Here is a 25081-nt window from a genome sequence, read left to right as displayed (position 1 = left end):
CCGATCTGTGGTCTACTTGCACGGAAATCGCAATATCGCGATATACAGATAGGAGTAGCTCATGCAGCGAGCAGTAGTCGTGGGGGCCAACGGAGTGATCGGCGGAAATCTCGTCGCCCACCTGCAGCGAAGCGGAGATTGGGACATCATCGGCCTATCACGCCGCGGAGGGATCGACAGCGGACGCGTCCAGCACATTGCCGTGGATCTGCTCGATGGTGAGGAGACTCGACGCCAACTCTCGCACCTGACGGACGTCACGCACATCTTCTACGCCGCGTATCAGGAACGCCCCACGTGGGCCGAGCTCGTGCCTCCCAATCTGGAGATGCTCGTCAACGTGGTCACCGTGATAGAGGACAGCTCTCCGAACCTGGAACACGTCAGCCTGATGCAGGGATACAAGGTGTACGGCGCGCATCTGGGCCCGTTCAAAACGCCTGCCCGCGAATCCGATCCACCGCACATGCCGCCCGAGTTCAACGTCGACCAACAGCACTTCCTCGAAACCCGTCAGGTCGGCAAGAGGTGGACTTGGTCGGCCATCCGACCATCCGTGGTGTGCGGTGTGGCGCTGGGAAATCCGATGAATCTGGCCACCGTCATCGCTGTCTACGCAACCATGTGCAAGAAACTGGGCGTACCGATGCGATTCCCGGGCAAGCCCGGCGCCTTCGGATCACTGTTGGAAATGACCGATGCGTCGCTGCTCGCCGAAGCGACGGTATGGGCCGCGACCACTCCCGACTGCGCGAACCAGGCGTTCAACATCACCAACGGAGACCTCTTCCGCTGGAACGATATGTGGCCTCGCATCGCGGACCTCTTCGATCTGGATACCGCCACTCCACTGCCGATGTCGTTGGCCGACGTGATGGCCGACAAAGAGTCGCTGTGGAATTCGATCGTTGCCGAGCACGATCTGAAGCCCACTCCCTACCGCGATGTATCTTCCTGGGGATTCGGCGATTTCGTGTTCTCCTGGGACTACGACGTCATCTCCGACGGTTCCAAGGCGCGCCGGATGGGCTTTCATCGTTTCGTCGACACCCAGGCGATGTTCGCCGGAATTTTCGCCGATCTGAGGGGTCAGCGCATCATCCCGTGACCACACGCGGGTCCAGATTCCGCACCCAGACGGCACCGGCCGCATAGGCTGCCACTGTCGGTACGGGATGAGGAGATCGCCATGTCAGTGAAGTCCGAATCGACGTCCACTCGCCACGTGATGCCCAAGAAGCAACTGCTGGCAGTCAGTATCGGCAACGCGGTGGAGTGGTACGACTGGACTGTCTACGCGACGTTCTCGATCTACTTCGCCACTCAGATCTTCTCCGGCGACAACCCGGCTCTGGCGCTATTGAGCACCTTGGCCACGTACTCGGTGGCATTCTTTTTCCGGCCACTCGGCGGATTGTTGATCGGACGCTTCTCCGATCTGAAGGGGCGACGCCAGGCGATGATCCTGACGATCGCGATGATGTCGGGTGGGTCGTTCGCGATCGCCGTGCTCCCTACCTTCGCTGTCGCAGGCTGGCTTGCTCCGATTCTGCTGTTGCTGGCCCGGATCGTGCAGGGCATGTCGATGGGCGGTGAGGTCTCCAATGCGTCGGCCTACCTCGCCGAGATCGCCCCGAACGACAGACGGGGCCGCTACTCGTCCTTCTACTACATCTCCACCGGCACAGCCATTCTCCTCGCCTCGCTGCTCGGCGCGTACCTCACCTTCGCACTCGACGACGCCCAACTGAACTCGTGGGGCTGGCGCGTGCCGTTCCTCATCGGCGGACTGCTGGGAGTGGTGGGGCTCTGGATGCGACGCGGTATGGCCGAAGCCGACAACCAGGAGCGCAACGCCGTGAAGGCGAAGGCTGTGCGAAATCCGTTGTGGATGACCATGAAGCACCATCCTCGTGCCGTTCTTCAGGTCGTGGGATTCGTTCTACTCGCAACCCTCGCCTACTACACGTTCTTCTCCGCGATGACGCCGTACGCCGTCAAGCAACGCGGAGCGGACGCCAACGACGTGTTCGTGGCCTTGTCGATCGCGACAGCGATGTTCGTCGCGTTGCAGTACCCCATGGGCGCTCTCGCGGACCGCATCGGCCGGAAGCCGCAATTGCTCACCTACGCTGCGCTGTTCGCGATTCTGATCATCCCGCTCTCCAAGCTGATCGGGCCGTCGTTCGTCAAACTGCTGATCGTCTTCTGCGTCGGCCTGCTGCTGTTCGCGATGTGCTCGGCCATCATCCCTGCCGTTCTGGCCGAGGCCTTCCCGGCAGAGCTTCGAGGTGTCGGTATCGGAGCTTGGTACAACCTCACCGTTGCGCTCTTCGGCGGCACCGCTCCCCTACTGGTCAACGCATTGTCCGACGCAGGCCACGCCGACTGGTTCTTCTACTATCTCGCGGCAGCCGCTGTGATCTCGTTCCTGACGATGGTGTGGATGCCGGAAAAGCGCGGCCAGGACCTGGACTGAATGCCGGCGACACTACGATCGGATGGCACACACCGTCCGAGTCAGTAGGAGAACCATGCATCCGTTCGACGAGGCAGTCGCGCTCGACGTGGTCGGCGACGGCACCTACAACGGAAAGACGTCGCCGCCGTACAACAACATGGTCGGCCCGTTCGGTGGCGTCACCGCGGCGACGTTCATCCGGGCCATCGAACAACACCCGGAACGCCTGGGAACGCCGGTCTCACTGACTGTGAATTTCGCCGGACCGGTTGCCGAGGGTGATTTCGACATCTCCGCCCGCCCGGTGCGGACCAACCGAAGCAACCAGCACTGGTATCTCGAACTGACGCAGAACGGTGCGGTGGCCACGACCGCAACAGCGGTGTTCGGTGCGCGACGTGACACCTGGGACAACATCGAGGCAACGGCCCCGACCGTTCCCTCCCCCGCCGACACGAAGCAGGGCGGATTTCCCGATGCCATCGCGTGGGCTCAGAACTACGAGATGCGTTTCGTTGCAGGCGCACTGAGTGATCAGGAATCAGCAGACTCGACGGAAACCTTGTGGATCCGCGATACCCCGCCGCGGCCCCTGGACTTCGCAGCCCTGACCTCGCTCAGCGATGTGTTCTATCCGCGAATCTTCCAGCGGCTGGGCACGTACGTTCCGGCGGGCACCATTTCCCTGACGACCCACTACTTCGCGACGCCCGGGGATCTCGAGCAGCACGCCGACGGATACATCCTCGGCACCGCACGAGCGCGCCGCTTCCACCAGGGCTACTTCGACCAAACTGCGGAATTGTGGACCGAGGGCGGGAGCCTGTTGGCCACCAGCCACCAGGTGGTCTACTACAAGGTCTGACCAGCCGACGACTGCTCCAGAACCCGGCGCACAGCACCGCGCGAACCGCTGTCCTGCAGCGAACGCTTGGCTCGCTGGTATGCACCTCGCAGTCTCGGGCTGCCCGAAAGATCCCCGAACACCGCCCGGTTGGTCAGAAACGCTCCCGGGTTGTCGTGGTCTTCCCACGACAATCGTTGCAGGCGTTCGGAATCGGCATCGACCATCGGAACGTCCCCGCGCTCGTGGACTCCGCACCACGCGGCGAGGACCAGAGCGGCATGATCGACGGATCGGTCCTCGGCAAGGCGGTCTCGGATCACCGGCAGCACGAATTTCGGGATTCGGACAGATGCGTCGACGATCTGACGTTCGAGAGTGTCACGAACCGCCAGACTCGAAAATCGTTGCAGCAGTTGCTCGATGTACTCATCCAGGTCGATTCCCGGTACCGGCGCCAGCGTCGGGGCCGCCTCGGCACGCATGTACGACGCGACGAATTCGCGCAGGTCAGGACTGGCCATGACCTCGTGCACATGGGTGTAACCGGCGAGGATGCCGAGGTAGCTCATGGCCTGATGAGAACCGTTGAGCAGGCGCAGTTTCATGTGCTCGTAGGGGGCGACGTCGGTCACGAGTTGCACGCCGACGTCGGCGAAGGGCGGTCGCCCGAACGAGAAGGAGTCTTCGAGTACCCACTGGGAGAACGATTCCGACTGGACCGGCCAGCGGTCTTCGATGCCGAAGTCACGTCGCAGGTCGTCGACGACGGTGGGCGTCGTGGCCGGGGTGATGCGGTCGACCATCGAATTGGGGAACGCGACTGTGGCGTCGATCCAGTCGGCCAGATCGCTGTCGTGGTGGCGCGCGAAGGACGTCAGCGCGGTGCGAGTGACCGTTCCGTTGTGGACGATGTTGTCGCAGGACATCACGGTGAACGGCGGGATTCCATGGAAGCGACGGGTGGCCAGAGCAACGGTGAGAAACCCGAAGACACTCGACGGCGTGGAGAGGTCCTCGAGGTCGGCGAGCACTGCGGGATCGGACGGCTCGAACACTCCGGTCACATCGTCGACGCCGTAGCCGGCCTCGGTGATGGTCAGCGACACGATCATCGTGGCCGGTGAGCTGAGCACGTCGAGCACTCCCTGCGGATCCTCGGGCGCGAAGACGAAGTCCGCGACCGATCCGACGACCCGCGCGTCGCGTCGGCCATCGGGGTCCACGGTCACGACCGTGTAGAGATGATCCTGAGCGTCGAGGACCTCCCCGATTCGCTTGTCTCCCGGCAGGACTCCCACTCCGCACAGCGCCCAGTCGAGATGACCGGCGGCGAGCAGGCGATCGAAATAGACGGCCTGGTGCGCGCGGTGAAACGCACCGACCCCGAAATGCACTACGCCGCAGTGTAGTTCGTCCGCGTCGTACTCCGGCTTCGCGACGCCTGCAGGCAGGTCATTCGATGTGGTGCGACGAAGCTCGATCATGACAGGTCCTCGGGGTCGGATGAACGTGGTGAGCGGTGGCGCTCCCGGGCATGTTCTGCCACCAGGAGCACCACCGCAGTTCAAGGGGTTACACGTCGGCGATCAGCAGGACGACTTGTAGACGTACTGCGCGCCCTCGCCATCGATGTTGTCGGCGGTGATGACGTGGAAGCCGGTCGAGATCTCGGCGGTCACCGGCTGGTCGTTGATGGCGGCCATGGCCTGCGCGACGCCGTCCGTTCCGATGGTGTCGGGCTGCTGGGCGATCAGAGCCTGGACTGTTCCCTCACGAAGCTGCTTCACTTGTGCGGGGCCTGCGTCGAAGCCGATGATCTTGACCTGGTCCTGCTTGCCCGCCTGCCGAACTCCGGTCGCGGTGCCCTCGGCTGCGAACGTGTTCGCGGCGAAGATACCGGTGATGTCGGGGTCCTTGGCCAGGGCGGCAGAGACGAGACGAGCAGCTTCGGCCGGGTCGTTGTGGCTGTACTGCACTCCGAGGTAGTCGAAGGCAGGGTTGGCACCGACGGCTTCCTCGAAGCCCTCCACACGGGCGTCGGCGGTGGATACACCGGGATCGGTGGAGATGACGAGCACCTTGCCGCCGGCCGGGCTGAGACGCTCGATCGCGTTGAATGCCTCTGCCCCACCGCCCTTGTTGTCGGACGAGATGGAGGAGACCGCGATGGACGGGTCTTCCAGGGTGGTGTCGACGAGGACGACCTTGATGCCCGCTTTGGAGGCTGCCGCGAGGGGCGCCTGCATGGCGGCGACGTCGGTGGGCGCGATGAGGATCGCCGACGGGCGTGATGCGACAACCGAATCCACGATCGGCTTCTGCAGGGTGGGATCGAACTTCACCGGGCCCTGGGTGTCGACGGTGACGCCTGCATCCTTCGCCGCAGCTTCGATTCCGCACTGCATGCTGATGTAGAACTCGTCGCCGCTGACGCCCTGGATGAAGGCGATGTTGCCGCTGCCGCCACCGCTTCCGGAGTCGGACGAACAACCCGCCAGGAACATGGCGGAAACCGAAGCGACACTCAATGCAACGACGGCGGTGCGTGATGTGATCATGGTCGACTTTCTTGTAATGGGGTTGCGATAGAGGGAGTTTGGAAGCTGGCCGTAGCTAGGGACTTCGGGACCAGAGTTTCTTGAGGGAGCTGGGCGATTGACCTCGGCTCGCCGCGTCGCGTCGACGCTGATCGAAGTAGACCGCTGCGATGAGGACAGCACCGACGGCGACCTGCTGCCAGAACGGCTGGACTCCGACGATGACAAAACCGTTCTGCAGCACGGCAGGGATGAACAGCCCGACGACGGTGCCGAACATGGTTCCGATGCCGCCGAAGAGGCTCGTTCCACCGATGACCACTGCCGCAATGACATTGAGGTTGGTCTGCGACTGACCGGCGATGGCGGTGGTGCCGTACTGGGACAGAGACAGAATGCCCGCGAGCCCGGCGAGAGTACCGGAGAGTGCGTAGACCTTGACCAGGTGCATGTCCACCTTGATGCCGACGCGTCGCGCAGACTGCTCCTTGGAGCCGACGGCAAAGGTGTACAGACCGAACTTGGTGCGATGCAGCACGATTCCGAAGATGACGACCAACACCAGAGCGATGCTCGAGATCAGGGGAATGGTGGTGGCCGGGAAGTTTCCGTAGCCGATGGTATCGACCAGAACCGGTGGTACGTCGCGGATGTCGACACCTCCGGTGATGACCTGCGAGAGCCCGAGAGCGCCACCCAGGGTCCCGAGAGTCACGATCAGCGGAGGCACGTTGGCCTTACCGATAAGGAAACCGTTGAGCAATCCCCAGCAGAGGCCACACCCCAGTGCCACCACGATTCCGACAGCGGCAACTCCCCATCCGTCGCCCCCGATCGCGGCCATGGTCTTGGCCGAGACGACGCCGGAGAAAACGAGAACGGAGCCGACCGAGAGATCGATACCGCTGGTGACGATCACGAAGGTCATGCCGATGCCGAGAACGGCCAGGATGGATACGTTCTGGATGATCTGGCGGATGTTGCCCCACTCGGGGAAGCTGCCGGGAGCCATGATCGAGAACACGATGCAGATCGCAGCCAAAACGAGCACGATCTGGAACACCTGAACCCGGGCCAACTTACCGAGCGCCTCGACGAGATCGAAGGAGTGGCGAGACGGCTTGTCGCCGGGCGGCATCGGCTCGAGGGAGGGGCTGATGGTCTGGTTGGTCATCGTGTGGCTCCGGTGGTTGCGCCGGTCATCGCGCCGACGAGTTCTTCCATGGTCGTGTTCTTGGCGTCGAGGGTGGCCACGCGCTTGCCCATTCGCAGCACCTGAACCCGGTCGGCAACTTCCATCACGTGCGGCATGGAGTGGCTGATGAACACCACGGCCACTCCCCTGTCCGCCACGCGGCGAATGGTGTCGAGCACGTTGCGGGTCTGTACGACTCCGAGCGCTGCGGTCGGCTCGTCGAGAAAGACGACGCCCTTGGCCCAGGCGACGGCTCGCGCGATGGCAATGGCTTGTTGCTGCCCACCCGACATCGCTCCGACCGGGACGGTCAGGCTACGCACAGTGGCTCCGAGTTCGTTCAACGCGTCCTGCGACTGCTTGCGCATCGTGGAGACGTCGAGAAAACCTAGATGGCCCAGCAGCCCTTTCGCCGGCAGTTCGCGTCCGAGAAACATGTTCTGCTGCGCGTTGAGGTGCGGCGCGAGAGCAAGATCCTGGAACACCGTCTCGATGCCGAGTTCTGCTGCAACGGTTGGACTGTCGAGATCGACCGCGGTGCCGTCGAACAGGATCTCGCCGGTGTCGACGGCCAGGCTGCCCGAGAGCGCCTTGACCATCGTCGACTTGCCTGCGCCGTTGTCGCCGATGAGGGCGACGACCTCACCCGGGTAGATGTCGAAGTCGGCATCGTCGAGGGCGCGCACGTTTCCGAAACTCCTCGACAATCCCCTCGCTTCGAGGATCGGTGTCGCAACAGGTGCAACGCTGGCCATGGATACTCCTAGGTCGAATCGAGAAAGCTTCGAGTGCGGGATGGACACCCCCACCGGCGCCCGCAGCACGGTCCGAGGACGTGGTCTGCGAAGCAGGTCGAGCTCCCTTCGGGGCTCGCTGTGTTAACGAGTGTGACCCACACAACTCCCATTGTCACGCGTTTCGCGAAAATTCATGTCACCGGTGACATGGACACGCGCGACACCTTCCGTTTCGTGCCTGCGGGAGGCCAATATCGGACCGGAAGGTACCGACTCTGAACTGCGCCGATACGCAATCTCGCCGTTTTCGACGCTGATGCAACCAGGCTGGGGTACCGTCCATGACACCGATGACATACACGAGCTTCGCGAAGCCGATGACATCGATGACATGACCATTCGGAGACAGTGAAGGTAGACCCCATGGCGAAGTTCGACGGCCGAAAGATCTTGGTGACAGGTGCCAGCGGAGGCATCGGCTCGGCGACAGTGCGTCGGTTGGTGGCCGACGGTGCCGACGTCGTCGCGGCGGGTCAATCGGTGGATGCGCTGAACAAGCTGGCCGACGAGACCGGCGCAACTCCCCTGGCATTCGATCTGACCTCCGAGGACAGCGTCCGCGAGGCCGTCGAGGGCCTCGAGCTGTACGGCGTGGTGAACTGCGCAGGATTCGGCGGCGAGATCGCCACACCTCAGGACACCGACATCTCGATCTTCGACAAGGTCATCGCCATCAATGCGCGCGGCGCACTGTTGGTCATCAAGTACACCGTCCCGGCCATGATCGCGGCAGGTGCCGGTGCGATCGTCAACGTCTCGAGCCAGGCCAGCCTGGTCGCCCTCACCGGCCACATCTCGTACGGCTCCTCGAAAGCGGCTCTGGACAACATCACTCGCGTCTCTGCACTCGAGCTCGGCCGACACGGAATTCGAGTCAATGGTGTCAACCCGACGGTCGTGATGACAGAGATGTCTGCGTTCTATTGGGGTCGCCCCGAGATCGAGGAGCCGTTCCTGGCTCAGATGCCGCTGGGACGGTGGGCCACCGAAGACGAGATTGCCGCGCCGATTGCCTTCCTGCTGAGCGATGATGCTTCCATGGTGACCGGAGTGTCGCTGCCGGTCGATGGCGGCTACACCAGTCGCTGACGAGACGATGACGAGCAGACGGGGGTAGATCATGACCACCATGCAAGACGTCGCGGCGCTGGCCAAGGTCAGTGCCAAGACCGTCTCACGGGTGTACAACAACGACCCGCACGTCGATCCCGATACCCGTGCCCGCGTCACCGAGGCGTTGAATTCGCTGAACTACGTGCCCAACACGATGGCCACGTCGTTCCGCAACGGTCAGGCGGCAGCCATCGGAGTCGCCGTCCCCGATATAGACGATCCGTTCTTCTCCTCCATCGCACGCGCGGTGGAGGAACGAGCGCGACAGGACGACATGGCCGTTCTGGTCACCAGCCTCGGTCACGACGGTGATCAGGAACAGGCTCTGGTGGAGTCGCTGCTGCGTAGGCAGTTGAGTGGCTTGATCATCGCGCCGACCGGTGCACATCACTCCTACCTGGAGCGGTGGATCGACAAGACCCCCACGGTGTTCGTCGATCGGGCTCCCGACGGACTCAAAGCAGACAGCTTCGTCGACGACGATCACGGCGGGGCGGTGTTGGCCACCGACCACCTCCTCGATCTGGGACACACCCGCATCGCAGTCATCGGCGACAGTGCCGGCATCCCGACCAGCCGAAACCGGCTCGAGGGGTATCGGGAGTCGTTGCAGGCACGCGGAATCGACTTCGACGACACGCTCGTCGCTCTGGGTGTGTTGGACCGCGAGGACGCCCGAGTGGCTCTGACCGACCTGACCGCGCTCGAAAACCCGCCTACCGCATTGTTTCTGTCCAACGCGCGAGTGGCGATGGCATGCGTGCCCGTTCTGCAGCAGATGAATCTGCTGCATCTGGCGTTCGTCGGATTCGGCGATTTTCCCCTTGCCGATGCAGTGATGCCACCGGTGACGGTGATCGATCAGAACCCCGCTCGCCTCGGCCGGTTGGCCATCGAGCGACTACTGGGACGGATCGAGAATCCGAGCAAGCGCTACAAGCGCCGCAACATCCTCGGCGTCGAGCTGGTCGAGCGCCAATCCTGCACTCCCGGAACAGATCACCGCCTCGACTGATCCTCGAGCGCGTGGGCAACCAGATCGACCTGCAGTGGGGTCGACAGTTCGGCATCGACCCGCAGATGGGGAACCAGCGCCTTGGCCGCCGGGGCGTCCACCGGCCGATGGGCATCACGCTCCGCCCCACGCGCAGCGCGCCTGCGCGCCAACAGCTCCGGCGACCCGTCGACGTGCACGACCAACGATGCAGCGGGGGCTACGTGCGAGACCAGTCGTTCCCACTCCGCGCCGGCAGTCAATTCGCGGGTGAAGGGTGCGACCAGAACGGGGCGCTGACCGATCTCCACGAGATCCCGCGCAGCAGCGAGCAGTACGGCGTATCGGCCGACTCGGATGCGTTCCGAGTGCGGGCCCGCACTGTTCCAGTGTGAGCCGTCCAGCAACGAATCCAGTTCGTCGAGAAGCGGATTGGTGAGCGTGTCCAAGTCGAGCAGAGCGGTACCGAACCGTCTCGCAAGCTCTCGACCGAGAGTCGTCTTGCCACTTCCCGCAGCACCGGCCACCACCAGAACCGGCATCCGCTCGCGATCGATCACGGAGACGTCTTGACAGACATGAGTCATAGAGGGAATCATACAAGACAACGTTGTCTCGCACTGTTGATACCGCGAGCACACTCCTCCGATCGAGAGTTCACGTGACCGAGCGCGCAAGCATCAAAGACGTCGCCGCATTGGCAGGCGTCAGCTTCAAGACCGTCTCACGCGTCGTCAACGGCGTGGATACGGTCTTGCCGGAGCTGCGTGAGCGCGTCGAGGCCGCGGTCCAGACGCTCAACTACGTTCCCAATTCTGCTGCTCGGTCGCTGAAATCGGGGTCCGGCAACACGATCGGCATCATCGTCGACTCCATCGACGACGTCTTCTTCGCATCCCTGGTCAGTGCCGTGGAGGATCGCGCGCTCGAGCACGGTCTCGCAGTGATCGTCGGCAGCACCGGGTTCGACTCCCAACGAGAACGTGACCAACTCGCGTTGCTGGCCGGCCAGCACGTCCGCGGCATCATCCTGGCACCGGTCGGCGACCACAGCGATTTCCTCGTGCCGCGTCGTCGAACGTTGCCCACGGTGACCATCGACCGCTCGATCTCGGGATTCGATTCGGTCATCGTGGACGATTACGGTGCCGCGAAGCGCGCCGTCGAGAAGTTGGTGGCAAGCGGGCACGCCCGAATTGCGTTGCTCGGCTTCGACGATCGACTGCAGACCGCCCAGTTGCGCCGGCAGGCGTACCTCGACGTGCTCGCGGACATCGGACAGAAGCCCGAGGCCGCTCTCGCTCCTCCGGTGTCGCATGCCGCGGATTCGGTGCGTCCCGTCGTCAAGAAGCTACTGGCACTGCGTAATCCGCCGACCGCCTTCTTCGTCGCCAATGCGCGGCATGCCACGGCCGTGGTGTCGGTGCTGCACGAAATCGACCGCACCGACGTGGCGATGGTCTCGTTCGGTAACTTCTCGCTCGCCGACGCCGTCAGCCCGTCGGTGACCTGCATAGACCAAGACCCGTATCGCATCGGCACACTCGCCTTCGATCGCCTGGTTCAGCGGTTCGACGATCCGTATCTCGAACCGGAGCAACAGGTCGCGCCCACCACGCTGGTGGAAAGACTCTCGCATGCCCTCCCCCTACCCGTACAGAAATGAGACCAACTCCGTGAACCCCAGACTTGTTGCGGGACTGGACCTCGGGAGCACCGGCGTCAAAGTGCTCGTCACCGACGATGCCGGCACCGAACTGCTCATCGAGCAGAGTCCCACACCGTGGCGGCACGGCCCGGGCGGAACCACCGACCTCGCCGCAGAGGACTTGCTGGCCACCATCGGGCAGTTGCTCGACGCCGTCGCGCGTCGGCTGCCCGACGTCACCGGCGATCCGGCCGCCCGCATCGACGCCATCGCAGTGTCCGGGATGGGCGAAACGGGCTTTCTTCTCGATGGAGACAACGTTGTCCGCGCGCCGGCCTTCGCCTGGTTCGATCCGCGCGGTCAGCAGCAGGTCGACAACCTGCCGGCCGAATTGCGCGATCGGTTCGCCGGCAAGACGGGCCTTCCCGTCGGCGTGCAGGTCTCCGTCGTCAAGATCGCACACCTTCGCGACAACGGACTGAGCTTGAACGGGCTTCGCTGGTTCAACCTGCCGGAGTTCGTCGTACTGTCCCTCGGCGGCCGCGCCGTGGCCGATTACTCGCTGAGTTCGCGCACCGGACTACTCGATCAGGACAGTGGCGAACCGTGGTCGGAGATGTTGGCGCACTTGGGCGTCGGAGCCGATTTCCTTCCGCCCTTGGTCGATGCAGGAACCGACCTCGGAACCGCCGACGCGGCAACTCTTCCCGAGTCCATCGCCGGCGCTCGCCTCACTGTGGCCGGTCACGACCATCTTGTGTCCGCAGTGTCCGGCGGTGCGATCCCTCACGACCGGTACCACGTGTCGATGGGCACCGCCGAGGTTCTGCTGCGGGTACTCGACGCTCCGTTGACCACGGCCGCGCGGAGCAGGCTCGCCGAGCATCTCATCAACTCGGTACGCCACGTGGTGCCGGGCCAACACGTACTCGTTGCCGGAGTCAAGACCGGTTTGCTGATGCGACGGGCATTGCAGCTCTGCGACATCAACGATCGAGCCGGACGCGATCTGCTGGATCAGCGAGTGTGCGCTCTGCCTGCGGGTGGGCCGTTCACCGACGGCGGTCTCGACATCGGGGGTGCCCGCAACGACGACGGAGTTCTGTCCATCACGGTCCGCACCGACGGAATCGATGCGGCCGAGCTGTTCCGTTCGATTCTGTTGCACGGCAACGACGAAGTGGCTCGACTCATCGAGGCACTGGACGCCGAGGTGCCGCCCGCCAGCACGACGTTGCTCACCGGCGGCTGGGCCGGGATGGCCAGCGTGCGAGACGCGCGAGCTCAGGTGTTGCCCGGCGTCTCGGTCTCGACCCGTTCCCAGGACACCGCCTACGGTGCAGCACTGTTCGCCGCCCGCCTACTGACGCTCATAGAAATCTGAGCCCACATTTCTGCAGTGAGACAACGTTGTCTTGACTGCGCTCGACCCCAACACCCACCAGGAGAAGAAGATGAACGAACTCACCACCCTCGAACGTCGCGGAATGGCTGCCATCTCCACCGCAGACGGCAACATGCTCATCGTCGCCGGAGATCAGCGCAACGGCATGAAGGCCGTCATGAAGGACGCCACCGACGGACCGGGCTCGATCACCGTCGAGCAGCTCGCCGAGGCCAAGGCCGATCTGGTTCGCTACCTCGGCAATCACGCACCGGCGATCCTGCTGGACCCGGAGGTGGCACTGCCGAAGATCGTCGACGACGGTGTGCTCTCGCGCAACACCGCACTCGTGGTCGGCATGGATGCCTCGGGCTTCGAGGAGACCGACGGTCTGCGCTACACCCGCTTCGTCGACGGTGTCACCCCCCGCGTCGTGCGTGATCTCGGCGGCGACGTCGCCAAGATGCTGTTCTACATGCGCCCCGAGCAGCAGGGCGTCGATTCCCGTGTTGCCGAGGAGATCCGCGACCTCGTCAAGGCCTGCTCCGCCGAGGGTCTGCTGCTCATCGTCGAAATCCTGACCTACCAGCTCGAGGGCGAGTCGGACGAAGATTACAAGGCCGGCTTCGGCAAGACCATCGCCGACTCCACGCGCATCTCGGTCGAGTGCGGTGCCAAGGTACTCAAGCTCCCGTACCCCGGTTCGGCCGAGGCCTGCGCTGCGGTGACCGAAGCGGCACAGGGTGTTCCGTGGGCCGTGCTCTCGGCAGGTGTCGATCACGAGACGTTCATCGAGCAGGTCCGCATCGCCGTCGCCAACGGTGCCCGCGGAGCAATGGCTGGCCGCTCGCTGTGGAAGGACAGCATGGCCGTCTCCGCCGAGACCCGCGAGGACCTGCTCACCAACCGCGCACTGCCCCGACTGCGTGAGCTGAACGAGGCCGTCGACGCCTGATTCGCGTCCTTCGACCGAGCCCGAACTCGCCCTTCGGGCTCGGTCGACGCCCGGTGGGTAGCGTGAAACCCATGAACGACGTCTCGAAACACATCGACATCATTGCCGCGCCCGGGGTGTTCGCCGATCTCGCCACCGCGCAGGAACTGGCGGCCAGGGCTCTCGATGCACGCGGACTGTCCGGCGGAATCGTCGGCGCAGCAACCGGTTCCGATGAGGTGATCGTCGTTCCAGGTGACGGAATCCCGATCGACATGTCGCCGTACACCAGTGTCGTTCGGGTCGATCTGGGTCAGTGCACACCGGACAGATCTCCCGGCATCCGCACTCACATTCGTGGCCGCGGACTCGACGGGCTGCGCTTCGCGATCGACAGCGTGTATTTCCACCGCTTCCACCCCGGCACGATCGTGTCGTACGGGGATCACCCGGAGCAACGCGGCGAACTGCGCGTGCCGGTCGGTGATGGCCCCTTTCCCGTTGCCGTGCTGATTCACGGTGGGTGTTGGCGTTCGCGGTGGGAGTTCGATCTGATGGACGCGATGGCCGTCGATCTGACGGAGCGCGGCTTCGCGACCTGGAACGTCGAATACCGTCGCCCCGACGAGCACGAGTGGGATGCGATGACCGGCGATGTCGCGTCCGCGCTCGCAGCGTTGGAGACGGTCCCAGGTGATCTGGATCTTTCGCGAGTAGTTCTGTTCGGCCACTCAGCAGGCGGTCAGCTCGCACTGCAAGTCGCGGCCGACTCCATCGGAAAGCCGGTGACACCTGCCCTTGCGGTCAGCCTGGCCGGTGTACTCGATCTGCGGGTCGGTGACGAGCGCTGGCTCGGCGAGGGTGCGGTGTCGAATGCGATCGGTGCGCGATTCGCCGGAGCGCAGGAGACGTACGAGGCGTCGTCTCCGATCTCGAGGCTCCCGCTCGGTGTCCCGCATCTGGTGGTGAGTGCGGTATCGGACGACCCCAACCTGCTCGAGATAAGTCGGGCGTACTACGCCGCCGCTGCAGCCGGCCCGGATTCGGTCGACTACATCGAAGGACCGGGTGGCCATTTCGCCGTCATCGATCCCACGTCGGACACCTATCGGGACACCGTTCGCGAGGTCGACGCCCGAATCGGAGGTACCCGAGACCACGCGTCCGAGTAAGTCCGTATCGTGCATGGTGTGACACGCAGCACAACGACGTGTATGCCGAGACTTCAGGAGCGAGATCGATGAAGAGCACCATGCAGGACACCCCACTGTCCATCGGCCAGCTGGTTCGATTCGGGACGTCCATTCACTCCTCGGCCGAGATCACCACCTGGACCGACAACGGCCCCACTACGGTGACCTTCGGAGAATTGGGCAGGCGGGCAGCGCAACTGGCGCACGGTCTACGGTCGATCGGCATCGACGACGATCAGCGCGTCGCGACGTTCATGTGGAACAACGCCCCGCACATGGAGGCCTACATGGCGATTCCTGCGATGGGCGCGGTGCTGCACACGCTGAACATTCGACTCTTCCCCGAGCAGCTCACCTACATTCTCAATCACGCCGAGGATCAGGTGATCATCGCCGACGCGAGCCTGCTCCCCCTGCTGACACCCTTGCTGCCGACGTTCGAGACCGTCCGTCATCTCATCGTGGTCGGCGTCGACCCGGCGCAGGTCACTGCACCCGACGGCATCGAAGTACTGGGCTACGAGGATCTGCTGGCGGGTCAGCCCGAGGAGTTCGACTGGCCCGAACTCGACGAACGATCCGCTGCCGCAATGTGTTACACCTCGGGCACCACCGGCGACCCCAAGGGGGTCGTGTATTCGCATCGCTCGATCTACCTGCATTCGATGCAGGCCTGCATGACCGACGCGATGGCGATCGCGCAGTCCGACAAGGTCTTGGCCATCGTGCCGATGTTTCATGCGATGTCATGGGGCCTGCCCTATGCAGCGCTGATGGTCGGTGCGTCGCTGATCATGCCCGACAGGTTTCTGCAGCCGGCGCCGCTGGCGGAGATGATGTCGACGTTGCGTCCGACGGCGGCGGCCGCGGTTCCGACGATCTGGCAGGCCCTGCTCGCTCACTTGGACGAGCACCCAGCGGATCTGTCGAGTCTGCGTGACGTGGTGGTCGGCGGTGCCGCGTGCCCGCCGAGTCTGATGAAGGCATTCCACGAGAAGTACGGCGTGCATATCTCGCAGGCGTGGGGCATGACCGAGACCTCACCACTGGGCACCTCCGGCAAGCCCGACGCCGGCCTGTCCCCGGAGGACGAGTTCGACTTGCGTTGCACACAAGGACGATTCGTCGCCGGAGTGCGAGCACGACTCGTCGGCGATGCCGGTGACGTGTTGCCGTGGGACGGCAAGACCGTCGGTGAACTCGAGGTGCGTGGCCCGTGGATCACTGGAAGCTACTACCGCGCCGATGCGGACGACAAATTCGACGACGGCTGGCTGCGGACCGGTGACGTGGGCACCATCTCCGAGGGCGGCTACCTACGACTGACCGATCGCTCGAAGGACATCATCAAGTCCGGTGGCGAGTGGATCTCGTCGGTGGAACTCGAGAACCAAGTGATGGGACATCCCGCCGTCCGTGAGGCCGCGGTCATCGGTGTACCGGACGCCAAGTGGGACGAACGGCCTCTTGTGGCTGTCGTTGTCCGCGAGGGCGCGTCGGTGACGGCCGAGGAACTGAAGGAGTTCCTCGACAGCCGCGTCGCGCATTGGCAGTTGCCCGAACGTTGGACCTTCATCGACGAGGTTCCGAAAACCAGCGTCGGCAAATACGACAAGAAGAGGCTGCGGAGTTCACACGCCGACGGTGCGTTGGAGGTTGTCGAGCTGTCTTGATCCGTAGCTGGGCCACGCTCAACGTCAGTGTCTCACCCATAGAATGCTCACCTAGTGGCTGCGCGGGTTCGGTGTGGCGCTGCCCCTAGTTCTCCTGTCATCCATTCGGACTCTTCCACGAGCAGACCCGAACGATAAAGGATTCTCCTGGAAGGTACAGTCCCGCTGCAGAATTCAGGAGAGCAATCATGCGCACGAAGTACAGGCGGTTGGTTTCGGGCATCGCCGTAGCGGGGTCGGTGGCAAGTGCACTGATCTTGGGAGCGCCGGCAGCGAGCGCCGGTCCGGTCGCGACCATCTATCCGAATTACTCGGATGCAAACTGCGCGAACAAGGGAACGGTCACAATGCTGCAGGTCGCCGCAACCCCCGGCGGATCGACCAATTGGCGGCCGGGCCGTTGGGCACCCGTCCAGGCAAATACTGGTCAGCGCGTTCAAATCACAGCGAATTTGTACTGCAAAACACGATTCGGAGGCGGATACACAGTCGTAGTGCGGTCGATAACCCCTAAGGCCAACACCAGCTACTACTTCTGATCGGTGGTGCGATGCCGCTGACGTCGTGTGCTCAACAGCCTCGAGTACACGACCTTGGTGGACAATCGAGGACGAGGACCCGAGCGCACTCTAAGCGCCGGGTCACTCGTCCACCTCGACGCCGTATCTGACGGCCAGTTCCGCCAGTCCGTCGTCATAGCCCTGGCCGATGGGCCGGAAGCGCCAAAGGCTCCCCCGCCGGTAGATCTCTGCCAACAGCATCGATTGTTCGGTCGTCGCTGCGTCGAGCACTGCCGTGACGACCGTCGAATCGACTCCATCGAGCGATACCGAGACGGCACCGACGTCGCCGAATGTCTTGTCGCCGTCTATGGCTGCGGCGATGACGATACGGGCGCATTCTTCGGGAACGAGTGCCAGATCGATCCGCACACCCTGTTCACTGTCACCGTCGATCGACATCGAGACGGCGCCGTCCGAGGTAGCCGGAGCGTTGTAGAAAACGAAATCCTCGTCACTGGAAACCAATTCGTCGTCGTTGACCAGGAATGCGACGACGTCGACGCCCATCCGGTCGGACTCGTCGGCCCGCCACGAACTGTTCAACGTCAGCATGGTGACGCTCGGATCCAGATCGACGACACCACCACGCGGCACCAGCGGGGCGATTCGAGACCGCCGCGCCGGAAGCGGAGCAGGCTCCTCGATCTTCAGCTCACGGTCGATCGATGCGGGCGTCAGCACTGTGAGATCCCGTTCTCTCACCTTCGGCATCCGCGGATCTCCGTCGCCGCCGTCCAGGATCAGGATGTCGGTGACGCCTGCGCTGAGATTCACCGCCGGTGTGGCCCCGAGTTGGATCAGGCGAGAACGCATCAGTACGGATTCCGCATGCGAACCACCCATGACCAAGACCCGTCTTGTCTGCCAGGGCTTGGCGACTGGATCGGGCTGCTGCACGGGTGGCTTCGGCTGGGTCTGCGGCCGAGTACCTTTCGGCGTTCCTGGCTGCACATCCCGGAGCAAGTCGAGCAACTCCGACTCCGAGACGATCCGAAGGCCATGGGCGCGAGCCCGTTCGACCTTTCGGCTTTCCGTTGTGGGATCCGAACACACCACCACGCTGGTGAACCGGCTGACGGAGTTCATCACGTCCAGGCCCGCTTCGGTGAGCTGAGCGGCCAAACGCAATCGCGGAATGCGCGTGTCGCCGCTGATCACGACTCGCATGCCCTGAATCAGACCGCCGTCCTCAGCAAGAGGACCGGGGTTCTCCCACGTGCAATGTGTGCGAGGAACGGTATCCGGATACAGAGTCAGGCGCTCGGTGCACGTGACGACGGGAAGGGGAAGTTCGAGCGACCTGGCCAGTCGAGCACTGTGGGTGAACACCTGCGCCAGCACGCGGGCATCGTCGTAGGCGTCGTGTGCATTGGACTGCAACACTTTCCAGTGCGCGGCGAGGGTGGATAGCTTGTGGTTGGGAGTATCGAGTTGTAGTCGCCTCGACAATGCCACGGTGCACAACCGCTGCTTCGTCGGCATGTCGATGCCCGCACGCATCGATTCGAGCTTCAAGAAGCCGTGGTCGAAACTCGCATTGTGCGCGACCATGGTTCGACCGTCCAGCAAATCCATGAGTTGCGGGGCGATCATGTCGAACGTCGGTGCACCGGCAAGTCGTTCGGGCGTCAGTTTGTGGATGTGCACCGGACCGGGATCGCAGCCCGGGTTGACCAGAGTCGACAGTTCGCGTCCGACGCGTCCGTCCTCGTCGACCGTCAGAGCGGCCACGCTGAGCACCCGGTCACGGGACGCTTTCAGACCCGAGGTCTCGACATCGACGACGACCCACTTGTCGCTGCCGCTTCTGAGCGCGTTCCTCACAGAGCTTCCACCTTCGACCGCGTCGGACAGTGGTGGTCACTATGCCGTACGGGCGATCCTCAATACGGAAAATGCCGATCGCGGGTCGCTCTATTCACACTGCGGACCGGTGATGTAGCCCTGCTCGCAGCCATACTGGGTTTGTATGTCTCCGCTGGTCGGTTCCTCTCCGCACAGAACTCCGCACCGCTCATACCCATTCACGACGCCGTCACCGTTTCGATCTTCGGACTCGTTGTACGGATACCCGGACTCGGGCGACGGCGCGGTCGCAGCACATCTCGGGTCGTTCACCGCGTACGAGCCATCGGTGAAGACTGCAGTGCCGCCGTAATCGCAATATCTCAATTCAGGAGCCGCGGGCGCGACGTACGTGTCGCATTCAGCTTCGTACCCTGTTGTTCCGTCTGAGTACAGGGCAGTGCCGGATTGATACAGGTCCAAGTTTCCGCACTCGTAGGTGACTGGTTGGGGCGGAGGAGCGGGCGGCGGCTCAGGTGCAGCCGGAGCGACGACGGTGGAGCTAGGCAATACCGAGACAGTATTGCTCGAGCTGCTCGACACAGAAACAGCCTCGCTCGGTGTCTCGTTGGGGTTGCTGGAGCAGCCGACGCAAGCGAGAGCTATTGCGGTGATTGCAATGAACGTTCTCGTGGACATGGCAACTCCGAACCGGTCGAGAATGGTTGGACCCGCCCCCGGCACAGGCCATGTCGGCTCAGTATCGCAGGGAACTCCGCGCGAAAACGCATGATTCGATGTTTGGACCGAGCACTATGCCTTAGTACGCAGGCGTAAGCGGGTTCCACACGACAATTTCCACGGGTAGTCTCCTCTGTGCATGTAGATGCAAGCACAAGGAGCAAATGTGGCCACCCCTCGACGACGAACCCGACTGAATTCGAGTGAGCTAGCTGAATCCTTCGTCGCTCGTCGGCATCAATTGCGCCTCACTCAAGCAGAACTGGCATTGCTTGCAGGAGTTGGTCGATCGACAGTCCAAGCTCTCGAAGGCGGTAAGGACTCGGTCCAACTCGATGGTGCTATCGCAATTGCGGATGCGCTGGGCTGCAGGATCACTCTGAACAATCGATCTGGCATTCCTGTGCCGCCGCTTGATCCGCGTTGACCACAGGCTGCACGCCCCTTGGCAATCTGTTCGACTGACACGGATTGCATTCACAGTTTGCAGACTCCCAGGAGGAACCGTGACCGAACCCGCACGCACCGATGAGTACTTCCTCGGACTCGCAATAGAGCAAGCACAGATCGGCTGGGCTGAAGGCGGCGTTCCGATCGGCGCGGCACTTGTCCACGACGGCGAAGTTCTTGCTGTGGGGCGGAACCGCCGCGTGCAGATGGACAGCGCAATCCGTCATGGAGAAACCGACTGTATCGAGCGGGCGGGTCGACTGCCGGCTTCGGTGTACCGCAACTCCGTCCTGTACACCACCTTGTCTCCGTGCTTCATGTGCGCGGGAACTGCTCTGCTGTACGAGATTCCTCGGATCGTCGTCGGCGAGAACCGCTCGTTCGAGGCATCGGAAAGCTTGCTACGCGAACATGGGGTTCAGGTCGACGTCCTCGACGACGCTGAATGTGTGCGACTGATGGAACGCATGTTGGCAGAGCGACCGGGCCTGTGGCTCGAAGACATCGGCGAAGAGGCATGAGCAGCGCAGCCGAACACGAACCCACCGCTTAGGGTTGTGGACGCGACTGTTGACCCCGTGTGTCGCGAACACTCAGAAACCAGTGTCGATCGAAGGAGGTAGGCGAAGCCGATGATCATCACCGGGTTGTTCTTCGCCGAGTATGCGCGAGCCTCCAACGACATGCTCGACATTCTCGGCGGTGTCTGGGATTCCTGCACAGTCCCGCGCGATACCCGCATGCTCGAATGCCGACTGGTAGCGCTCCTACAGACCGGGCCCGACGACATCGGCAAGGACTTCCCCGCGACGCTCGAAGTGCTCGACGCGAACGGCGAACACATAGTGAATCAGCGGGGACTCCAGATCCCCGGCGCCGGCTTCACCGGCGAGAATCGGTTCTGGTTCCTGCCGATGCAGATGGTGTTCCGCGACGAAGGACGGCACAATTTCATCCTCAGCGCCGGTGGGGCCACAGCGAGCGTCGGGCTTCGCATTGCCTTCGGCTGACGCCTCGGTCAGTACGACGGCAGTTGGCGTTTCGGCACCGCCGACGGATTCAGTTCGTCATCAAAGATGCACCGACAGCCGACGTGACCAAGGCCGATACCGCCGGCGATCGGACTCCGGCCGGCCATGCGAGGACCGTCGTGATCATCGGCGCATCGGACACCGGTACGGCCACGTGATCGGGCCACTGCCACGCGCGACTCGACGCAGGGATCACCAGCAGCGCCTGACCCAGCGCGACCAGTTGGGCAATCTGCGATTGAGCGCGCACCTCAGGCCCGGGTCCCTCCGGATAGGTCCCGTCGAGCTGCGGCCATCGGGCCATCGGCAGATACGGGACGTCGCGGATATCATCCATGGCCACTTCACTTTTGGAGGTCAAGGGGTGATCACGCGGAACGATCGCGACCTGCCCCTCGGTGAGCAGGTCCTCGAAGTCGAACCCGACGAGGTCATCGACGGGGCGATGCATCAACGCCACATCGGCATCACCGCGGCGAAGATATCCGGCTTGCTCACCGACTTCGCACAGTATGACATCCACGTCAGTAGGGTGCGCTTCGAGAACGCGGCGTAGGAGCTCGTGGGACGCACCGGCTTTGGTCACCAGCTTGACTCTGGCACCGGCGGCTCGCGCTCGCTGCGCTGCCGCAGCAACAGCGTCGAGCGCCGTCGCAGCGTCCCTCAGGAGCACAGCACCGGCAGCAGTGAGCGCGACTCCCCGACGATTCCGATCCAGGAGGGCGACGCCGAGTCGGCGCTCCATCCTGCTGATCGCTCGCGAGAGCGGTGGCTGCGCGATCCCCAAGCGTTGCGCTGCGCGTCCGAAGTGCAGCTCCTCGGCCACGGCAACGAAGTACCGGAGTTCGCGCGTTTCGAGGTGGTCCACGCCGTCAGCCTAGTTGTGATACCCGTCGAGTATCACTGGTTCGTCGATCGGTATTGGACGCACCTGCGCTCGACGCCGACCATGGACCGCATGACAACGAAGACCGCGCTGGTAACCGGCGCCAACAAAGGGATCGGCTTTGCCATCGCGCACGGACTCGGAACACAGGGAATCAGAGTAGGAGTCGGGGCCCGCAACGATGAACGACGACGGGACGCGGTCGACAAGCTTCGTGCTGCAGGCATCGACGCGTTCGGAGTCCCCCTCGATGTCACGTCGGATCACAGCGTTGCCGCCGCCGCCGACTCGATCCACAACCTGGACATACTGGTGAACAACGCAGGCATTTCCGGCGGCGACCGACAGAATCCGACGACGCTGGATATCGACGTACTGCGGACTACCCTCGATACCAACGTATTCGGGGTCATCAGAGTGACGAACGCACTACTTCCGACACTTCTTCGGTCTGCCTCGCCACGCATCGTCAATGTCTCCAGCAACATGGGCTCGCTCGCGCTACAGACCGGCCCGATCATGGCGGCATACGCTCCATCCAAGACCATGCTGAACGCGATGACCGTGCAGTACGCACGGCAGCTCGCGGACACTGCGGTGATCGTGAATGCATGCTGCCCGGGCTATGTGGCTACGGATTTCACCGGATTCGCATCCCCACGAACACCGCAGGAGGGTGCGCGCATCGCACTGAAGCTCGCCACCCTGCCCGACGACGGCCCGCGGGGCGGATTCTTCGACGACGCCGGATCCGTGGCCTGGTAAGAACACGGCCGATTTTCCGAGTCCAGGCATAGAGTGGCCGACTCGGCGCTGCCAGACTCGGCTGACGTCAGGTACTGATCGTCTCCCGCGCGGCACCCCGCTCCACCACTCGTCGAGCGGTTCGGGCCACTGCCTCGTCGATCAGAAATCCCTTGCTGTCCACGGCCACACCCGAGGTTGCACGTTCCAAGTCGGCCAGCAGTTCCTCGGCTTCTCGCACTTCCAACTCGGATGGCACGAACACCGTTCGCACAGGACCGAGTTGAGCCGGATGGATGCACGCACGACCAACGAAACCGAGACCGGCCAGCGTTCGAGTGTCGGCCTCGAAGGCCTCGGCATCTCGGAAGTTTCGCGACACCGCTGCAGGCGGTGGATCGATACCCGCCGCCACGCTTGCTGCGACCACCTGAGCGCGCACGAACGACAGCGACTCCGCAGAACCGTCGACGCCCAGATCGGCGGCGAGATCCACCTCACCGATCTGGAGAAACTTGACCCGAGGCGCACGGGCGATGTCGAGAGCGGCGAACACTCCGGCGGCCGTCTCGATGAGGGGCGAGACCACCGCGCTACTGCCACTCAGCAGAGCATCGGCTTGCTCGATCTCCCGAGCAGACGACACCTTCGGCAGCCAGATACCCGTCAGGTTCGGGTGCAGCACCGCGCGAATATCGTCTTCCTGCAACGGCCCTGGGTTCACCCGTACCCAGATCTGCACGTCACCCGGTTCGCAGGCTGCAACCCACGCAGCCACCGTCGCACGGGCATGGTCCTTGTTCGCCGCGGTGACGGCGTCTTCGAGATCCAACACCACCGCGTCAGTGCCCGATGCCAGTGCTTTGTCGAAGCGCTCCGGCACGTCCCCGGGAACGTAGAGGTACGTCAGAGCCGACCTCATCCGATGACTCCCGTACCCGCGACGAGGGACTTCGCGATGACGGTGCGCATGATGTCGTTGGTGCCCTCACCGATAGCCATCAGCGGGGCGTCACGGTAGAGGCGCTCGACGACGAACTCGGTGGAGTAGCCGTAGCCACCGTGAATACGCATGGCTTCGAGGCTGGCGGTAATGGCGGCCTCGGAGGCGAAGTACTTCGCCATACCGGCCTCCATGTCCACTCGCTTACCCGAATCTGCCTGCGATGCAGCCCAGTACGTCATCAGTCGCGCAGCCTGCAGCTGGGTCGCGATGTCGGCGATCTTGAGCTGAATGGCCTGGAACTCGGCGATAGGCTGCCCGAATGCGGTGCGCTGCTTCGCGTATTCGAGGGCAGCGTCGTACGCAGCCTGAGCGATTCCAACACTGCGGCCGGCGATGTTCAGACGGCCGATCTCGAGACCCGACAGTGCTTGCTGCAGACCACGACCCTCCACACCACCGAGAAGCGCATCGACGGGGACGCGCACATCGGTGAAGGTGATCTCACACGATTCGGTGCCCTTGTAGCCGAGCTTGCCCATGTCGCGCTGCACCTCGAACCCGTCGGTGCTGGTGTCGATCAGCAGCAGCGACATACCCTTGTGCGCCGGCGTGGTCGAGGTGTCGGTCTTCACCAGTACCGGAAGCACATTCGCGTGCCGTGCGTTGGTGATCCAGGTCTTCGCACCGTTGACAACGTAGTGGTCGCCATCGCGCTTGGCGGTGGTCTTGATGCCCTGCAAGTCGGTGCCGGCGCCGGGCTCGGTGAGGCCGACACCCGTGCGCCATTCGCCGGACGCGAGCTTGGGCAGCAGCGTCTTCTTCTGCTCCTCGGTACCGTGCTTACCGATCATCCAGCACGAGAGGTTGTGGCTACCGAGAATGCCGGCGACTCCCATCCAACCGCGGGCGAGCTCCTCGTAGACGAGGGTGAACGAGACCTTGTCGAGGTCGAGTCCGCCGTATTCCTCCGGCGTCGTGATCCCGAACAGGCCCATGGCCTTCATGTGTTCGACGATCTCGGTGGGGTACCGACCCGTCTTCTCCCACTCGTTCGCGACGGGGATGATTTCCTTGTCGACGAAGGTGCGCAACGCTTTCCGGAATGCCATTTGCTGTTCGTCGTACGTGAAGTCCATGATGATGTCCTGTCGATTGGGGT

The 25081-nt window shown here is 63.3% G+C and carries 23 protein-coding genes; 14 read left to right on the top strand and 9 right to left on the bottom strand.

The window, feature by feature from the left end:
* Window positions 1-61 precede the first annotated feature (61 nt).
* The 3 genes from CH294_RS18320 to CH294_RS18310 all read left to right on the top strand — a co-directional run bounded on the left by CH294_RS18320 (window position 62) and on the right by CH294_RS18310 (window position 3326).
* Window positions 62-1108 carry an SDR family oxidoreductase gene (locus CH294_RS18320; protein WP_094738748.1) on the top strand — a complete coding sequence of 349 codons (1047 nt, stop codon included), beginning with the start codon at window positions 62-64 and terminating at the stop codon, window positions 1106-1108.
* A gap of 81 nt (window positions 1109-1189) precedes the next feature.
* The gene (locus CH294_RS18315) at window positions 1190-2479 is read left to right on the top strand and encodes an MFS transporter (RefSeq protein ID WP_032379814.1); all 1290 of its coding nucleotides are present in this window, start codon (window positions 1190-1192) and stop codon (window positions 2477-2479) included.
* Window positions 2480-2534: 55 nt separating this feature from the next.
* A complete protein-coding gene (locus CH294_RS18310) occupies window positions 2535-3326 on the top strand; it encodes a thioesterase family protein (RefSeq protein WP_094738747.1) in 792 nt (263 codons plus the stop codon).
* Here CH294_RS18310 and CH294_RS18305 read toward each other — a convergent pair.
* From CH294_RS18305 to CH294_RS18290, 4 genes are all read right to left on the bottom strand, one after another.
* Complete coding sequence (locus tag CH294_RS18305) at window positions 3314-4792, bottom strand: mannitol dehydrogenase family protein (protein ID WP_094738746.1); 1479 nt, start codon at window positions 4790-4792, stop codon at window positions 3314-3316. The genes CH294_RS18310 and CH294_RS18305 overlap by 13 nt on opposite strands.
* 102 nt (window positions 4793-4894) lie before the next feature.
* Window positions 4895-5866, bottom strand: coding sequence for an ABC transporter substrate-binding protein (locus CH294_RS18300; RefSeq protein ID WP_032402657.1), 972 nt, complete (start codon window positions 5864-5866; stop codon window positions 4895-4897).
* Window positions 5867-5921: 55 nt separating this feature from the next.
* Window positions 5922-7019, bottom strand: a complete 1098-nt coding sequence (locus tag CH294_RS18295; protein WP_212709815.1) for an ABC transporter permease — start codon at window positions 7017-7019, stop codon at window positions 5922-5924.
* A complete protein-coding gene (locus tag CH294_RS18290; protein ID WP_037148364.1) occupies window positions 7016-7795 on the bottom strand; it encodes an ATP-binding cassette domain-containing protein in 780 nt (259 codons plus the stop codon). Before CH294_RS18290 ends, CH294_RS18295 begins: the two co-directional genes overlap by 4 nt.
* A gap of 405 nt (window positions 7796-8200) precedes the next feature.
* Between CH294_RS18290 and CH294_RS18285 the strand changes: the two genes are divergently transcribed.
* The gene (locus tag CH294_RS18285) at window positions 8201-8926 is read left to right on the top strand and encodes an SDR family oxidoreductase (RefSeq protein ID WP_032379701.1); all 726 of its coding nucleotides are present in this window, start codon (window positions 8201-8203) and stop codon (window positions 8924-8926) included.
* A gap of 31 nt (window positions 8927-8957) precedes the next feature.
* Entirely contained in the window at window positions 8958-9965 is a 1008-nt protein-coding gene (locus CH294_RS18280) for a LacI family DNA-binding transcriptional regulator (protein ID WP_094738745.1), read from the top strand.
* On the opposite strand, the gene CH294_RS18275 is transcribed toward CH294_RS18280, so the two are convergent.
* Window positions 9950-10531: an AAA family ATPase gene (locus CH294_RS18275; protein WP_170944778.1), complete on the bottom strand. Its 582-nt coding sequence runs from the start codon at window positions 10529-10531 to the stop codon at window positions 9950-9952. The two genes, CH294_RS18280 and CH294_RS18275, sit on opposite strands and share 16 nt — an antisense overlap.
* A gap of 74 nt (window positions 10532-10605) precedes the next feature.
* Between CH294_RS18275 and CH294_RS18270 the strand changes: the two genes are divergently transcribed.
* The 5 genes from CH294_RS18270 (at window position 10606) to CH294_RS18250 (ending at window position 16776) form a co-directional block, all read left to right on the top strand.
* Window positions 10606-11610, top strand: a complete 1005-nt coding sequence (locus tag CH294_RS18270; protein WP_170944777.1) for a LacI family DNA-binding transcriptional regulator — start codon at window positions 10606-10608, stop codon at window positions 11608-11610.
* A 10-nt stretch (window positions 11611-11620) separates the two neighbouring features.
* Window positions 11621-12976, top strand: a complete 1356-nt coding sequence (locus tag CH294_RS18265) for an FGGY family carbohydrate kinase (RefSeq protein WP_212709814.1) — start codon at window positions 11621-11623, stop codon at window positions 12974-12976.
* Window positions 12977-13007: 31 nt separating this feature from the next.
* On the top strand, window positions 13008-13931 hold the full coding sequence (locus tag CH294_RS18260; protein ID WP_212709813.1) for a hypothetical protein: 924 nt from the start codon (window positions 13008-13010) through the stop codon (window positions 13929-13931).
* Between the two features lie 71 nt (window positions 13932-14002).
* The gene (locus tag CH294_RS18255; RefSeq protein ID WP_094738740.1) at window positions 14003-15082 is read left to right on the top strand and encodes an alpha/beta hydrolase; all 1080 of its coding nucleotides are present in this window, start codon (window positions 14003-14005) and stop codon (window positions 15080-15082) included.
* 68 nt (window positions 15083-15150) lie between these two features.
* A complete protein-coding gene (locus tag CH294_RS18250; RefSeq protein ID WP_094738739.1) occupies window positions 15151-16776 on the top strand; it encodes a long-chain fatty acid--CoA ligase in 1626 nt (541 codons plus the stop codon).
* Window positions 16777-17417: 641 nt separating this feature from the next.
* Here CH294_RS18250 and CH294_RS18240 read toward each other — a convergent pair.
* Window positions 17418-19163, bottom strand: coding sequence for a TerD family protein (locus CH294_RS18240; protein ID WP_094738737.1), 1746 nt, complete (start codon window positions 19161-19163; stop codon window positions 17418-17420).
* Window positions 19164-20010: 847 nt separating this feature from the next.
* Here CH294_RS18240 and CH294_RS18230 point away from each other — a divergent pair.
* The 3 genes from CH294_RS18230 (at window position 20011) to CH294_RS18220 (ending at window position 21325) form a co-directional block, all read left to right on the top strand.
* The gene (locus CH294_RS18230; protein ID WP_249305374.1) at window positions 20011-20292 is read left to right on the top strand and encodes a helix-turn-helix domain-containing protein; all 282 of its coding nucleotides are present in this window, start codon (window positions 20011-20013) and stop codon (window positions 20290-20292) included.
* Between the two features lie 79 nt (window positions 20293-20371).
* A complete protein-coding gene (locus tag CH294_RS18225; RefSeq protein ID WP_094738736.1) occupies window positions 20372-20836 on the top strand; it encodes a nucleoside deaminase in 465 nt (154 codons plus the stop codon).
* 111 nt (window positions 20837-20947) lie between these two features.
* Window positions 20948-21325, top strand: a complete 378-nt coding sequence (locus CH294_RS18220) for a hypothetical protein (RefSeq protein ID WP_032395019.1) — start codon at window positions 20948-20950, stop codon at window positions 21323-21325.
* A gap of 49 nt (window positions 21326-21374) precedes the next feature.
* On the opposite strand, the gene CH294_RS18215 is transcribed toward CH294_RS18220, so the two are convergent.
* Window positions 21375-22214 carry a LysR family transcriptional regulator gene (locus CH294_RS18215; protein WP_094738735.1) on the bottom strand — a complete coding sequence of 280 codons (840 nt, stop codon included), beginning with the start codon at window positions 22212-22214 and terminating at the stop codon, window positions 21375-21377.
* A gap of 90 nt (window positions 22215-22304) precedes the next feature.
* On the opposite strand from CH294_RS18215, the gene CH294_RS18210 reads away from it, so the two are divergent.
* On the top strand, window positions 22305-22997 hold the full coding sequence (locus tag CH294_RS18210; RefSeq protein WP_212709812.1) for an SDR family oxidoreductase: 693 nt from the start codon (window positions 22305-22307) through the stop codon (window positions 22995-22997).
* A gap of 67 nt (window positions 22998-23064) precedes the next feature.
* On the opposite strand, the gene CH294_RS18205 is transcribed toward CH294_RS18210, so the two are convergent.
* Both CH294_RS18205 and CH294_RS18200 read right to left on the bottom strand, forming a co-directional pair.
* The gene (locus tag CH294_RS18205) at window positions 23065-23898 is read right to left on the bottom strand and encodes a CoA ester lyase (protein ID WP_094738734.1); all 834 of its coding nucleotides are present in this window, start codon (window positions 23896-23898) and stop codon (window positions 23065-23067) included.
* On the bottom strand, window positions 23895-25058 hold the full coding sequence (locus tag CH294_RS18200) for an acyl-CoA dehydrogenase family protein (RefSeq protein WP_032402640.1): 1164 nt from the start codon (window positions 25056-25058) through the stop codon (window positions 23895-23897). Before CH294_RS18200 ends, CH294_RS18205 begins: the two co-directional genes overlap by 4 nt.
* Between the last annotated feature and the right edge of the window lie 23 nt (window positions 25059-25081).

It is taken from the genome of Rhodococcus sp. 14-2483-1-1 (assembly GCF_002259335.1).
Lineage (GTDB): Bacteria > Actinomycetota > Actinomycetes > Mycobacteriales > Mycobacteriaceae > Rhodococcoides.
The sequence above is the reverse complement of the archived record's forward strand: the minus strand, read 5'-3'. Positions and strand labels throughout refer to the sequence as shown.

Excerpts from the sequence above, each read along its gene's own strand:
- CH294_RS18290 (WP_037148364.1), bottom strand. The coding sequence starts at position 7,795 with ATGGCCAGCGTTGCACCTGTTGCGACACCGATCCTCGAAGCGAGGGGA.
- CH294_RS18275 (WP_170944778.1), bottom strand. The coding sequence starts at position 10,531 with ATGACTCATGTCTGTCAAGACGTCTCCGTGATCGATCGCGAGCGGATG.
- CH294_RS18320 (WP_094738748.1), top strand. The coding sequence starts at position 62 with ATGCAGCGAGCAGTAGTCGTGGGGGCCAACGGAGTGATCGGCGGAAAT.
- CH294_RS18300 (WP_032402657.1), bottom strand. The coding sequence starts at position 5,866 with ATGATCACATCACGCACCGCCGTCGTTGCATTGAGTGTCGCTTCGGTT.
- CH294_RS18255 (WP_094738740.1), top strand. The coding sequence starts at position 14,003 with ATGAACGACGTCTCGAAACACATCGACATCATTGCCGCGCCCGGGGTG.
- CH294_RS18295 (WP_212709815.1), bottom strand. The coding sequence starts at position 7,019 with ATGACCAACCAGACCATCAGCCCCTCCCTCGAGCCGATGCCGCCCGGC.
- CH294_RS18210 (WP_212709812.1), top strand. The coding sequence starts at position 22,305 with ATGACAACGAAGACCGCGCTGGTAACCGGCGCCAACAAAGGGATCGGC.
- CH294_RS18230 (WP_249305374.1), top strand. The coding sequence starts at position 20,011 with ATGCAAGCACAAGGAGCAAATGTGGCCACCCCTCGACGACGAACCCGA.
- CH294_RS18205 (WP_094738734.1), bottom strand. The coding sequence starts at position 23,898 with ATGAGGTCGGCTCTGACGTACCTCTACGTTCCCGGGGACGTGCCGGAG.
- CH294_RS18280 (WP_094738745.1), top strand. The coding sequence starts at position 8,958 with ATGACCACCATGCAAGACGTCGCGGCGCTGGCCAAGGTCAGTGCCAAG.
- CH294_RS18250 (WP_094738739.1), top strand. The coding sequence starts at position 15,151 with ATGAAGAGCACCATGCAGGACACCCCACTGTCCATCGGCCAGCTGGTT.
- CH294_RS18285 (WP_032379701.1), top strand. The coding sequence starts at position 8,201 with ATGGCGAAGTTCGACGGCCGAAAGATCTTGGTGACAGGTGCCAGCGGA.
- CH294_RS18315 (WP_032379814.1), top strand. The coding sequence starts at position 1,190 with ATGTCAGTGAAGTCCGAATCGACGTCCACTCGCCACGTGATGCCCAAG.
- CH294_RS18200 (WP_032402640.1), bottom strand. The coding sequence starts at position 25,058 with ATGGACTTCACGTACGACGAACAGCAAATGGCATTCCGGAAAGCGTTG.
- CH294_RS18220 (WP_032395019.1), top strand. The coding sequence starts at position 20,948 with ATGATCATCACCGGGTTGTTCTTCGCCGAGTATGCGCGAGCCTCCAAC.
- CH294_RS18310 (WP_094738747.1), top strand. The coding sequence starts at position 2,535 with ATGCATCCGTTCGACGAGGCAGTCGCGCTCGACGTGGTCGGCGACGGC.
- CH294_RS18305 (WP_094738746.1), bottom strand. The coding sequence starts at position 4,792 with ATGATCGAGCTTCGTCGCACCACATCGAATGACCTGCCTGCAGGCGTC.